The organism is Pseudarthrobacter sp. NCCP-2145 (assembly GCF_023708005.1).
GTDB lineage: Bacteria > Actinomycetota > Actinomycetes > Actinomycetales > Micrococcaceae > Arthrobacter > Arthrobacter oxydans.
This window is the reverse complement of record NZ_BRCG01000027.1, coordinates 32677-45613: the sequence shown is the minus strand read 5'-3', so window position 1 is coordinate 45613 and position 12937 is coordinate 32677. Positions and strand designations below refer to the sequence as shown.

Annotated in this window: 9 protein-coding genes; all 9 read left to right on the top strand. The window is 68.4% G+C overall.

The window, feature by feature from the left end:
- Window positions 1-19 precede the first annotated feature (19 nt).
- The 9 genes from NFU08_RS18825 to NFU08_RS18785 all read left to right on the top strand — a co-directional run bounded on the left by NFU08_RS18825 (window position 20) and on the right by NFU08_RS18785 (window position 12923).
- Window positions 20-598 carry a TlpA disulfide reductase family protein gene (locus NFU08_RS18825; RefSeq protein ID WP_174178051.1) on the top strand — a complete coding sequence of 193 codons (579 nt, stop codon included), beginning with the start codon at window positions 20-22 and terminating at the stop codon, window positions 596-598.
- Window positions 599-608: 10 nt separating this feature from the next.
- A complete protein-coding gene (locus NFU08_RS18820) occupies window positions 609-1364 on the top strand; it encodes a cytochrome c biogenesis CcdA family protein (protein WP_174177881.1) in 756 nt (251 codons plus the stop codon).
- Window positions 1364-3133 carry a cytochrome c biogenesis protein ResB gene (locus NFU08_RS18815; RefSeq protein ID WP_251425364.1) on the top strand — a complete coding sequence of 590 codons (1770 nt, stop codon included), beginning with the start codon at window positions 1364-1366 and terminating at the stop codon, window positions 3131-3133. Before NFU08_RS18820 ends, NFU08_RS18815 begins: the two co-directional genes overlap by 1 nt.
- Entirely contained in the window at window positions 3133-4269 is a 1137-nt protein-coding gene (gene ccsB / locus NFU08_RS18810; protein ID WP_251425362.1) for a c-type cytochrome biogenesis protein CcsB, read from the top strand. The genes NFU08_RS18815 and ccsB overlap by 1 nt, the downstream gene beginning before the upstream one ends.
- Window positions 4270-4419: 150 nt before the next feature.
- Complete coding sequence (locus NFU08_RS18805) at window positions 4420-6513, top strand: Hsp70 family protein (protein ID WP_251425359.1); 2094 nt, start codon at window positions 4420-4422, stop codon at window positions 6511-6513.
- Between the two features lies 1 nt (window position 6514).
- Complete coding sequence (locus tag NFU08_RS18800; RefSeq protein WP_251425356.1) at window positions 6515-8596, top strand: LuxR C-terminal-related transcriptional regulator; 2082 nt, start codon at window positions 6515-6517, stop codon at window positions 8594-8596.
- 149 nt (window positions 8597-8745) lie between these two features.
- A complete protein-coding gene (locus NFU08_RS18795; protein ID WP_251425353.1) occupies window positions 8746-9495 on the top strand; it encodes an IniB N-terminal domain-containing protein in 750 nt (249 codons plus the stop codon).
- A gap of 54 nt (window positions 9496-9549) precedes the next feature.
- The gene (locus tag NFU08_RS18790; protein WP_251425351.1) at window positions 9550-11433 is read left to right on the top strand and encodes a dynamin family protein; all 1884 of its coding nucleotides are present in this window, start codon (window positions 9550-9552) and stop codon (window positions 11431-11433) included.
- Window positions 11430-12923 carry a dynamin family protein gene (locus NFU08_RS18785; RefSeq protein WP_251425348.1) on the top strand — a complete coding sequence of 498 codons (1494 nt, stop codon included), beginning with the start codon at window positions 11430-11432 and terminating at the stop codon, window positions 12921-12923. Before NFU08_RS18790 ends, NFU08_RS18785 begins: the two co-directional genes overlap by 4 nt.
- Window positions 12924-12937: the final 14 nt, after the last annotated feature.

Here is a 12937-nt window from a genome sequence, read left to right as displayed (position 1 = left end):
CGTGACTTCCCGCCGTAGCCTGCTGGCTGCCGGTGGCCTGGCCCTGACCGCCGTGACCCTGGGCCTGTCAGGCTGCGCCCAGGAGGATGCCCTGGCCCAGCAGGCCAAAGCGGGCGACAACAAAAACTATGTTGCCGGCGACGGCTCCGTGACGGAGTTTGCGGCCGGGGACCGCAAGTCCGCCATCCAGGTCAACGGCACGCTCTTCAACGGCACCACCGTGGCGCCCGCCGATTTCCAGGGCCGGGTGACGGTGCTGAACTTCTGGTTCGCCGCCTGCGCCCCGTGCCGCGTGGAGGCCCCCATCCTGGAAGAGCTCCACCAGGAGTTCAAGGACCAGGGCGTGCAGTTCTACGGCGTCAACCTGCGGGACGAGAAAGCCACCGCCGAGGCCTTCGAGAAGACCTTCAACCTGACCTACCCCAGCTTCGACGACAAGGACGGCGGCGTCCTCCTGGCTGTCTCCGGACTGGTTCCGCCGGGCGCCGTCCCCACCACCCTGGTGCTGGACAAGCAGGGCCGCGTGGCCTCCCGCGTCCTGGGCGAAGTCCAAAAAGGCACCCTGAAGGCCCTCATCGCTGCCGCCGTGGCAGAGTAGCGGCGGTCCCGTGAACAGCCCCTTCGCCGAAGCCATCCTGAATGGCTCGCTCCTGCTTGCCATCCCGGTGGCGCTGCTGGCCGGACTGGTCTCCTTCCTCTCCCCGTGCGTGCTGCCCCTGGTCCCCGGATACCTGGGCTACGTCACCGGACTCAGCGGCGTGGACCTGCAGAAGCAGAAGCGCGGCCGGATGCTGGTGGGCATCGGACTGTTCGTGCTCGGTTTTTCCGTCATTTTCGTCCTCCTCGGCGGGGCTTTCGGCCAGCTCGGAACCCTGATCACCGGTGCGCAGAACGCCTGGATCACCCAACTCCTGGGCATCCTGGTGATCGTGATGGGTGTCGTCTTCATGGGCGGCTTCAGCTGGCTGCAGCGCGACGCCAAGATCTCCGCCAGGCCGCCGGCCGGGCTGTGGGGAGCGCCGCTGCTGGGCCTGACCTTCGGGCTGGGCTGGGCACCGTGCATCGGGCCCACCTACTCGGCCGTGCAGCTGCTGAGCCTCTCCGGGGGATCGTCCGCGGCCAAGGGCGCCTTCCTGGCCTTCGTCTACAGCCTGGGCCTGGGCATCCCGTTCCTGCTGATCGCACTGGCGGTCCGCCGGGGGATGGGAGTGATGGCATTCTTCCGCAGGCACCGCCTGGCCATCCAGCGCACCGGCGGGGGCATCCTGGTGGTGCTGGGCCTGCTGATGGCCAGCGGTGTCTGGGGCACCTGGGTGACCGAACTCCAGTACTGGTTCCAAACCGATGTGAAGTTGCCGATCTGATGAGCGAGCGCGTGAACCTAGAGAAGAAGTCCTCCACACCCGCGACGGGCAACGGCCTGCCAGCGGCCAAGGCTGACGCCGCGCTGCCCGCCCTGGGCCCCAAGGAGATGCTGCGCTGGGCCTGGACCCAGCTGACCAGCATGCGCACGGCGCTGTTCCTGCTGCTGCTCCTTGCCGTTGCCGCCGTTCCGGGCTCACTGTTCCCGCAGCGCCCCGCCAACCCGTCCATCGTCACCCAGTACATCAAGGACAACCCGGACTACGGGAAGCTGCTGGACACCCTGCAGCTGTACGACGTCTACTCCTCGGCCTGGTTCTCGGCCATCTACCTGCTGCTGTTCATCTCCCTGATCGGGTGCGTGGTGCCGCGCGCCATCGCCCACTACAAGGCGATGAGGTCCCAGCCGCCGCGCACCCCGAAACGGCTCTCCCGCCTCCCCGAGTACGGGACCCTGGTGATACCCGCCCGGGCCGGGATCCCGGCGTCGGACGCCATCCACGGCGCCGCCGGACTGCTGAAGAAACGCGGCTACCGCGTGGAGGTCAGGGACGACGACGGCGCGCGGCCGTCTTTGGGGGCCGAGCGCGGCTTCCTGAAGGAAGTGGGCAACCTCGTCTTCCACACGTCCCTCATCGGCGTCCTGGTGTCCGTGGCCATCGGCGGCCTCTTCGGCTACAGCGGCCAGCGGATCCTGGTGGAGGGTGACACGTTCGTGAACACCCTGGTGGGCTACGACCAGTTCACGCCCGGCACCAACTTCCAGTCCAGCCAGCTGCAGCCCTATTCCATCCAGCTGGACAAGTTCGACATCACGTTTGACCGCGAGTCGGAGGGCAAGTTCGGCCAGCCCATCGATTTCTCGGCCGCAGTGACCACCAAGGAAAACCCGGACGCGCCCGCTCGGCAGGAAACCCTGAAGGTCAACGATCCCGTCACCCTGGGCGGCACCAGCATCTACCTCACCGGCAACGGCTACGCCCCCGTGGTGACCATCCGGGACGGCGCCGGCAACGTGGCCATGCAGGGCCCCGTGGTGGCCAAGCTCCAGGGGGACAACTACTACTCCTCCGTGGTGATCAAGGTCCCCGACGCCGCGCCGGACCAGCTGGGATTCGCCGGCTTCTTCCTGCCCACCGCCTTCGTCACCGATGAGGGGGTTTCCTTCAGCGGTGACCCGGAGCTCTTCAACCCGCAGCTCACGCTCAACTCCTACTATGGCGACCTTGGCCTGGATGACGGAGCGCCGCAGAACGTCTTTGAACTGGACGTCAAGGACCTGACCCCGCTGAACGCCCGCAATCTGGACGCCGGCGGCATCACCCTCTCGCCGGGGACCAGCTACACCCTCCCCGACGGCAAAGGCACCATCAGCTTCGACGGCGTCAAGCGGTACATCGGCGTGGACATCCACCACAACCCCGGACAGCTCTACGCCCTGATCTTCGCGCTGCTGGCCGTGGCCGGCCTGATCCTGTCGCTCTACGTCAACCGCCGCCGCGTGTGGGTCCGTACGGGCACCCACGGGGACGGCCGCACCATGGTTGAGTACGGGCTCCTGGCCCGCGGCGAGGACCACCGGCTTGCCGGCGAAGCGGAAGCCCTCCGCAAGCTGCTGACCGAAGAGTGGCAGCTGGATCCGGACCAGGGCCCGCCGCGGACCTCACAGGAAACTCCCGGCAGCCCGGGGGACAATAGCACCGGAGCTGCCGCAACCACAGGCCCCGCCACCACCCCAGCCGGCCCCACCGGGCCCGAAAAGGACCAGTAATGCCGTACGGAATCAACGAAACCATGGGCCAGTACAGCGAGCTCTTTATGCTGCTGGCGGCCGGCACGTACACCGTAGCCTTCATCGCTTTCGCCTGGGACCTGGCCAAGAGCAGCAAGGCGCTGCGAGCCATCGACCTCAAGGCTGCTCAGGCCTCGCAGCCCGGCAGTGCCCAGGACTCCGCCAGGGTTCCGGTGGCAGCCGGGGTGGGCGACCACGCTGCATCCGCCGAAGCCTCCCGCTCCGATTCCGCCGGGGCGCGCCTGGGCGGGCCGGCCGGCAGAGCCGAGCGGCCGACGTCGTCCACCACCAAAGCAGCGGGCCCGGGGGCCGGGGGAGTCATCACCGCCGACGCCGACATGCGCTACGCCGCGGAACGCCGCGCACCGGCCCGGGTGGCAGTTGCCCTGACCGTCCTCGGCGTCCTGATCCATGCCGCCGGTGTGGTGACCCGTGCGCTGGGTGCCGGCCGCGTGCCGTGGGGCAACATGTACGAATTCCTCACCACCGGCGCCTTCGTGGCGGTGGCGGTGTTCCTGCTGGTGCTGGTCCGCCGCGACCTCCGCTTCCTGGGAACCTTCGTGGTGGGCCTGGCCATCATCATGCTGGTGGCCGCCTCCGTGGCCTACTGGACCCCTGTCGGGCACCTGGTTCCCGCCCTCCAGAGCTACTGGCTGATCATCCACGTGTCCATCGCCGTGCTGTCCTCAGCCCTCTTCACCCTGACCTTCGCGATGTCCGCGCTGCAGCTGGTCCAGTCCCACCGCCAGAAGACGGTGGCTGCCGGCGGGGCGGACAAACTGGGCTTCATGCGACTGGTGCCGTCCGCGCTGAGCCTGGAAAACCTGTCCTACCGGATCAACGCCATCGCCTTCATCGGCTGGACGTTCACCCTCATGTTCGGTGCCATCTGGGCTGAAAAGGCCTGGGGTCGGTTCTGGGGCTGGGACACCAAGGAAGTGTGGACCTTCGTGATCTGGGTTGTCTACGCCGGATACCTCCACGCACGGGCAACCCGGGGCTGGACCGGCACCCGTGCCGCCTGGCTCTCGATCGTTGGCTACCTCTGCGTGGTGTTCAACTTCACCATCGTGAACCAGTTCTTCAACGGGCTCCACTCGTACTCAGGCCTCTGAGCAGGACTTCTGCGGGGTTCCCAGGTGCCCGGGGACTTCTAAAATCGATGTAGCAACAGGGCTGTTCCCGGTCAGCCGGTAATGCTACGTTGGTTTCGTGCGCCCGTGATGAAGTTTGCTGGCGGAACAACAGTTTTTCCTGAGGTACCCATGAGCTATGTTCTCGCCATTGACGTGGGAACCAGCTTCACAGCTGCTGCCATCGCCCGTTTTGACCAGGGAGCTTCCTCTCCCGAGTGCCTGCCGCTGGGACTCCGTGGAACCTCGGTACCCTCTGTTCTTTTTTACCCCGACAACGGGCCCGTCCTGGTGGGGGAAGCCGCGGAGCGCCGCGGCCTGGATTCGCCCGGGCGGGTCGTGCGGGAATTCAAGAGGCGCATTGGCGACGCCGTGCCGATCTCCGCGGGCACGCTGTCCCTGGCCGCCGAGGACGTGTTCGCCACCATGGCCCGCTGGGTGGCAGACCGCGCGGAAGAACGCCAGGGGGCGCCGCCGTCGGAAATCATCCTGACGTACCCGGCTGCCTGGGGCTTCCACCGCACATCCCTCATCAAGGACGCCCTCGCCGCCAAGGGGCTCCACAACGTCACACTGCTGACGGAACCGGAAGCCGCGGCCCTCCATTACGCTTCCCAGGTGCGGGTGGAGGACGGCAGCATCATCGCCGTCTACGATCTCGGCGGCGGCACCTTCGATACCGCTGTCCTCCGCAAAGAGGCCAGCAACCGGTTTGAACTGCTCGGGAAACCGGAAGGCTTTGAACACATGGGCGGCGCCGATTTCGATGCCGCCCTTTTCCGCTTTGTGGCTGAACATACGGACGGGGGGCTGGCCCGGCTGGACCCGGCAGCCCCAGGGGTGCTCGCCGCGCTTTCCCGGCTGCGGCGGGAGTGCGTGGAGGCCAAGGAAGCGCTCTCCAGCGACAGCGAAGCCAACATCTCCGTGCTCCTGCCCGGCATCCAGCAGCAAATACGCCTGGTCCGCCCCGAATTCGAGTCACTGATCGAAGACCCCGTCCGGGACACCGTGGATGCCCTCGAACAATCGCTGGGCCAGCTGGGGCTGGAGCCGGCTGACCTCTCCGCCGTGCTGCTGATTGGCGGGTCCTCAAGGATTCCCCTTGTTGCACAGCTGATCTCGGAGCAGCTTGACCGTCCCATCGCCGTCGACGCCGATCCCAAGTCCTCCATCTGCATGGGCGCAGCCGTATCCGCGGTGCTGGGCCGGGCGGCTCTGGCTGCTGCCGCCGCAGCGGAATCGAGCCCGGCCGAAGCTCACGGTGAGGCTGTTTCCAGCCCCGCCGCGGATGGTGCAGCGCCGCTGCGGCTGGCCAGCTGGTCCCGGAACCCCACGCCCGCCCCGCAATCCCTGGCGGCAGCAGCCCTCAGCCAGGGCAATGGTGACAAGGGCGGAGCGCATGCGCCGAAGCCCCGGGTGCGGCTTACTGCCGTGGCGGCCACCGCGGTCCTGTTCACTGTCCTCACCGCCACGGCCGCCCAGAGCCCGGCAGGATTCAACAGCCTGACCTCCGTGTTCGTCCCGCCGGCCGGGGCCTCCAATGATCGCGGGGCCGTGCCCGCCACCGGTGCCGCCGGGGGCGGCAATGGTGCCGGTCCAGCGGCAGGGGCCGCGGGAGACATCCAGGTCCCGGTGGCGGGCATCGATTCCGGCATGGAGCGGGCCGCTGCCTCCCAGGCACCTGGCCCCGTGCCGGACGGGAAGCCGAACGGCCAGGTAGCGTCCATCCGGGCCATCGAGAAGGGCGCCTCCGAAGGGCCCTCCGCCAGCGCAGTCACGGCAGGTGAGGCCACCGGCACCACTGCGCCAGGGGATACGGCGACTACTGGCACAGCCACGCCGACCACTGACGGGGCGACCCCCACCGTTGATCCAACGACGACAGAAGCCCCGGAACCGGTCACGTCCAGCCCTTCGCCCACGCCATCCGGCAGCGGGTCCGGGACGCCGGCCCCTTCCACAACGGCAGCGAGCCCAGGGACCAGCACGGCGGAGCCTACCCGCTTCACAAGCACGGCGGAGCCCACATCCACGGACACGGAAGCTACGCCCACATCCGTCGGTTCGCCTTCACCAACGGTCCAGGTATCCGCGTCACCCACAGGCACGGGCGGGTTTACGCCCCTGGCACAGGAACCCACGGGCTCCGGCTCCACCGGCACAGCGACGGCCACTTCCACGGACACCGGCACCGCCACCGCCACGACGACGATCCCGGCGGCCTGACATGGTCAGCTACCAGCCGCACACGCAGAAGACGGCATTCCGCCATCCCGAGCCGGACCACCGGGGGACGTCACTGCAGAGCGCGGAACTCATGGCAAGCCAGCTCAAGGGTGAGAACGCAGCAGTCCGGGAGCTGCTGCTGGCGTTGTCCGTAGGTTTCGCCCTGCCGGGACCCCTGCCGTCAGACCTGCAGCGCAAGATCGACGGAAACGGGGTGGAGAGCCTGGACGCCCTGGTGCACAGGGCAGAGTCGTCAGGCCTGCTGACCCCGGACGGCGCGGTGGTCGGCCCGGCCCGGCACGCGCTGCTCGCCGTCGCCCCCACCACCAAGGTGCATGCGCTCCAGCGGGAGCTGGTGGGCGTCTACGCGGCCAACGGCCAGCCGCTGGGGGAACTCGCCCGGGAACTGGCACGCGCCGGACTCGCCGATCCAAGGGTGGCAGCCGAGCTGGAGCAGGCGGCGGACAAGGCGCTGGAGCGCGATCCCGGGCTGGCGTACCAGCTCTACGATGAGGCCCTGCTGGCGGGCACGGACGAGAAAGCCACAGCGGCCCGGCGTGCCCAGGCCGCCGCGGCCAACGGCGACCTGGACACGGCCACCCGCATTGTGGACACCCTGTTGGGGCAGGACGGTCCACCGGACGTCCGCCGGGCCGCGGACGTGGCAGCCGCGGTGTGGGCCCAGCGGGGCATGATCGCCCGCGGAGCCGATGTCTACAGCTGGCTGGGCCCCTCCCGCATTGGCCAATCCGCGCCCCTTGCCGCCGTCACCCTGATCGGCTGCGGCGACCTGTCCGGTGCGGAGAACATGTTCGGGGCCGATGCACCCCCCTCGTCCCCCACGCTGCTTGCCGCCACCCTCGCCCACCTCGGAAAAGGCATCCTCCAGTCACTGGAGGGAGACCCGCATCAGGGACTCCAGACCCTGATCCACGCCTCGGACATGCTGAACGCGGCGGGTGCCGCGCTTCCCCTGCCGGAGACTCCGGCGGCACTGGCGGCACTGGTGGCGCTGCACAGCGGGGAACCGAACCTGGCGGAAACAATCTGCCGGTCCGCGGCCGCCGCCGGGCAGGGAGGCGATACCGCCCAACCGCGCCTCTTCCTGCTGCAGGCGTGGTCGGCGATGATGCAGGACAGGCTTGAGGACGCACGGCTCGCCATCAATGAGGCATCCAAAGCGAACCACTGGCCGCTGGTGCCGCGCGACGAGTTCCTCTGTTCGGCCCTGGAAGTGGCCCTTGCCCGGCGCAACGGCGATTTCCCCGAGCTCATCAAGGCCTGGGAACGGGCGCGCGAAGCGACGCTCCACACTGCAGTGGACCTGTACAGCCTGCTGCCCTGGGGGGAGCTGATGATCGCAGCCGCCCGCCTTCGGGAAGGCCGCAGGGTTGCCCCGTACCTCACGGACGCATGGGGCCTCCTGGAGCGCCTGGGCAATCCGCCGCTGTGGGCTGTGCCGCTGCACTGGGCTGCAGTCCAGGCTGCCCTGCTGAACGAAAGCCCCGCTGACCTGGCCCCGCACGCAGCAGCGCTCGCCCGGGCCGCAGGGCAAAGCCACTTGGCAGCCGTCCTCGCGGCGGCCGGCAAAGCCTGGGTAACCGTTTTGGCCGAGAGGTTCCGTCCTGATGACGTCGAGGCGGCGGCACGGGGCCTGGGGCTGGTGGGCATGCCCTGGGAGGGAGCACGGCTTGCCGGCCACGCCGCCGCCCGGGCGGACGAGCGCAAGGACATGGTGCGCCTGCTCTCCTGCGCCCGGGAACTCCACCCACAGGCCAGTTCGGCGGGCCCGGGGGGTCCGGCATCATCCGAGGCCCGCAATGCTCCCCCCACCGAGGCAGGTAATGGCATGCAACCAGACGGCGCAGGGCTGAGCGAGCGGGAAAAGGAAGTGGCCCGGCTGGTGCTCGACGGCAAGACCTACCGGGAAATTGGCGAGGCCATCTACATTTCGCCGCGCACCGCCGAGCACCACATTGCCCGGATGCGGCGCAGGCTTGGTGCGGAAAACCGCTCGGACCTGATGGCCAAGCTGCGCCTTGCGCTGGGCCCGGACAGCCAGGCCCATGACCCGTCCCCCTAACACCCCTAACGGGGACGTCCGCGGTTCCCCACCAGGGGCGCCGCCGGTAAGGGGGACCGGCCCGATGCCGGTTCCCTGCAGGAACAATAGGTTTGATCCAAGGCATCAGGGCCGGCGCACCGAAATGAAAACGATCTGAGGACCAGCACATGACAGTCGCAAAGGAAGTGGTCCAGTTCCTGATGGACATCTTCGGAGACCGCCAGGCGGCCCAGGACTTCCTGGATGATCCCGAAGGCGTCCTGGAGCAGCACGGCCTGGCCGGTGTCAGCTCCGCAGATGTTGACGCCGCCATGCCGGTTGTCCTGGACTACGCGCCCCTGAGCGTCACGGCTCCCGCCGTTGACCGGCATCTAAGCGCCGGCGCCGGCACTGGCCACGCCGGGAGTGGCTGGAGCCCGTTTCCTTCCGGCGGAGGCCACGACGACGACCATGGACTTGCAGTGGAGCAGCTCACCCATGTCGTGGCCAGCTACTCCTTCCCTTCCACGCCGGATGACCGCGGCGCCGCCATGGCGGACCAATCCCCGGCCCCCAACATCTGGGCCGACGGGGACGTGGAGCAATGGTTCGACAACGACTCCGTGCCTGCCTTCGGCGACCCCGCCATAGGCGCCGGAACCGGGATGGGTTTCGCTGACATCCGGATCGACGGCCTCTTCGACCTTGACGCGGACAGCGAAACCGCGACGGCAGGTGCACACGGAACCGTCCTCCCGGCCACCTTGATCGACGAATCCTTCACCGAAGAGCAGCAGGCATTCGTCGAGGTGGATGTGGATCCCGCCGGTGCGGGGCTCGAGTTCACGGAGGACGACGCCGCAACCATTGACATCGACAATGACATCGACGACGCTGGCGCTGGGGAGGCGGCAGACTCCATGGACTTTGGTGCCTAGCAGCCGGACCCCGGTCCCGGAACGATCTTTGAGGCGTAGTACAGAGGACAGGCTGTGGCAGAAGCAGGACCGGCACACCCAGCAACTCCGGTGACGGCCGGCCAGCTGATCCAGCTTGTGGAACACGGACTCCAGCTCGTGGGCACCGGCGACCGGGAGGACCTCCGGAAACGCCTTGACCTGGCATTGGGGCGGCTGAGGGATCCGAGCATCCGGGTCATCGTGGTGGGGGAGTTCAAACAGGGCAAAAGCAAATTCATCAACGCCCTGGTGGGTGCGCCGGCCTGCCCCGTCGACGACGACGTTGCCACGTCCGTTCCCACGGTTGTCCGCTATGGGGACCCTGCCTCGGCAACGATCCTGGTCCCCACCTCTACTGCGGACGCCGGCGACGACGGTGGTGTTGACCGCCAGCCGATTCCCGTCGCCGACCTGCCGGCTTATGTTTCCGAACAGGGTAATCCCGGCAACAGCAAGAAGCTCCTGGCCGCCGAGGTATGCCTGCCCCGCAGGATCCTGGCCGGCGGGCTCATCGTCATCGATTCGCCCGGGGTGGGGGGCCTCGGGTCCGCGCACACCCTGGCCACCCTCACGGCCCTGCCCACCGCCGATGCGATGCTCCTGGTCTCGGACGCCTCCCAGGAATACACCGAACCGGAGCTGCGCTTCCTGCGGCAGGCGATGCGGATTACCCCGAACGTTGTGGGCGTGCTGACCAAGACCGACCTCTACCCGGACTGGCGGCGGGTGGAAGAGATGGACCGCTCCCACCTCGGAAACGTAGCGCCCGGGATTCCGCTGTTTCCCGTTTCCTCCGACCTCCGCCTGGAGGCAGCACGCCTGCAGGACAGTGAGCTGAATGAGGAATCCGGCTTCCCCGCACTGGTTGCCCACCTCCGCAGCGGAATCGTGGAAGGGGCACAGCGCCTCCAGGGCCGCTCCGTGAGCCAGGACCTGCTCGCCGTTACCGAGAACCTGCGCCTCTCGCTGCAATCGGAGCTTGAAGCCCTCGAAAACCCCGGCGGCACACCCCGGATGATTTTGGAGCTGGAGGCGGCCCGGGCTGAGGCTGACGACCTTCGGAAACGGTCTGCGCGCTGGCAGGTCACCCTGAGCGATGGCATCAGCGACCTCATCGCCGATATGGAGTACGACCTCCGCAACCGGCTCCGCCACATCCAGCGGGAGGCTGAAGCCGCCATCGACCAGGAGGACCCGGGACCGGCCTGGGCCGATTTTTCCAAGTGGCTGGAAGTGTCCACCGCGGCTGCCATCTCTGAGACCTTCGTCCTCACCAGTGAGCGGGCGCAGTGGCTGGCCGGGCAGGTGGCTGACCATTTCGCCGCGGACGTAGTCCCCTTGCCGGTGATGCAGGTGTCCCATTCCGCCGACGTGCTGGATCCCGTGGACGCGATGCCGGGCATGGACGCCGGGCACGTCAACCCCGTGCAGAAAGTGCTGATCGGCATGCGGGGCTCCTACGGAGGGGTGCTCATGTTCGGGCTCCTGACCGGCATTTTCGGGATGGCGCTGATCAACCCGCTCTCCCTGGGCGCCGGTCTCCTGCTGGGACGCAAGGCCTACCGGGAGGACAAGGAGGCGCGGCTCAAGCGCCGGCAGGGGGAGGCCAAGGCCCTCGTCAGGCGGCAGCTCGATGACGTGACCTTCCAGGTGGGCAAGCAACTGAAGGACCGCCTGCGGCTGGTGCAGCGCGCCATCCGCGACCACTTCAACGAGATAGCGGATGAGCACCACCGTTCCCTGGCGGACTCGGTGTCCGCTGCCCAGAAAGCTGCCAATACCTACGCCCTGGAAAGGGACGCCCGCATCAGGGAGATCAAGGCCGAGCTCAAGAAGGTGGATGCACTCCACCGGGCCGCGCAGGCCGTTGCCGCCGAGGTATCCGGAACCATGATGCCCGCGGGCGGTCCACGATGACTGCCCCAACAATTGCCGGCGCCGCTGGCCTGGTCCAGGAGGCGCTGGAAACCTACACGGATGACCCGGCTTCCGTGGCCGCCCTCGAGGGTATTGCCCGGAGGCTCGCGGAGCCGTTGCGCGTGGCCATTGCGGGCATGGTCAAGGCCGGCAAGTCCACCCTGCTGAACGCGATTCTCGGCGAGGAGATAGCGCCCACGGACACGGGGGAGTGCACCCGCATCATCACCTGGTACCGGCACGGGCACACTCCCCGCATCACCCTCCACCCCACCTCCGGCGAGCCCAGGACGCTGCCGCTCAAACGCGCGGACGGCCGCCTCGTCTTCGTGCTGGGGGATGTGGACGCGGCGGACGTGGACCGGCTGGAGGTGGAATGGCCGTCGCCGGCGCTGCTGAACATGACCCTGATCGATACCCCCGGCATCGCTTCGCTGTCCCGCGAGGTGTCTGCCCGCTCCACCGCCTTCCTGGCCCCGGCGGATACGGAGTCGGAGGCGGACGCCATCATCTACCTGATGCGCCACATGCACGCCGCGGACGTAAGGTTCCTCGAATCCTTCCGGGACACGGAAGCGGGCCGCTCGGGAACAGTCAACGCAATCGCGGTACTCTCCAGGGCGGATGAGGTTGGTGGCGGCCGCATCGATTCGCTGCTCTCCGCGGGAGAGATCGCGGACAGGTACCGCCGTGACCACAACCTGCGGAAACTCGCCTTGGGCGTGGTGCCCGTGGCTGGGCTCCTTGCCCAGAGCGCCCGGACCATGCGCCAGCAGGAATTCAGTGCCCTTCAGCTGCTGGCCGGACTGGACCGCGGTGACCGCGAAAAGGCACTGCTCTCAGCGGACCGGTTCCTCCGGTCCACCATCCCGGAGGGGCTGGCGGCGGAGGCCAGGGCGTCGCTGCTGGCAAGGTTTGGCCTGTTCGGGATCCGGCTCGCCGTGGTCCTCATTTCCAACGGCTTCAATGAACCCACCCCGCTGGCCCACGAGCTGGCCCGGCGCAGCGGACTGGATCCGCTGCTGGACCTGCTGGGCCGCCAGTTCCAGGCACGGGCTGAGGCCCTGAAGGCGCGTACGGCTTTGGTGGCGGTGGAGTCCCTGCTGCGCACCTCGCCCCGCCCGGGAACCGGGCCCCTGGCTGCGGCCCTGGAGCGGCTGCAGGCCAACGCGCATGAGTTCCGCGAACTGCGGTTGCTGGCCGTCCTGCGGACCACGGGCGTGCCGCTCAGCCCCGAACTGGCCGCGGAGGCGGAGGGCCTGATCGGCGGCCGGGGCGCTGCGGCGCATGTGAGGCTGGGGCTGGACGCGGATGCGGCGCCCAGCGACATGGCTGACGAAGCCCGCCGTTACCTGCTGCGCTGGCGCGCGGTGGCGGAGAGTCCGCTGACGGACGGGCTGGCCCTTGAGGCCTGCCGGGTTGTGGTCCGCAGCTGCGAGGGTGTGCTGGCAGAGTCGTCCGCCCGCCAGCGCCAGCGCCAACCGGCCTGAAGGACGGCAGCCGG

What these genes read in the sequence shown, in the direction of transcription:
- ccsB (WP_251425362.1), top strand. Translation starts at nt 3,133, where the DNA reads ATGCCGTACGGAATCAACGAAACCATGGGCCAGTACAGCGAGCTCTTT.
- NFU08_RS18800 (WP_251425356.1), top strand. Translation starts at nt 6,515, where the DNA reads ATGGTCAGCTACCAGCCGCACACGCAGAAGACGGCATTCCGCCATCCC.
- NFU08_RS18815 (WP_251425364.1), top strand. Translation starts at nt 1,364, where the DNA reads ATGAGCGAGCGCGTGAACCTAGAGAAGAAGTCCTCCACACCCGCGACG.
- NFU08_RS18785 (WP_251425348.1), top strand. Translation starts at nt 11,430, where the DNA reads ATGACTGCCCCAACAATTGCCGGCGCCGCTGGCCTGGTCCAGGAGGCG.
- NFU08_RS18795 (WP_251425353.1), top strand. Translation starts at nt 8,746, where the DNA reads ATGACAGTCGCAAAGGAAGTGGTCCAGTTCCTGATGGACATCTTCGGA.
- NFU08_RS18805 (WP_251425359.1), top strand. Translation starts at nt 4,420, where the DNA reads ATGAGCTATGTTCTCGCCATTGACGTGGGAACCAGCTTCACAGCTGCT.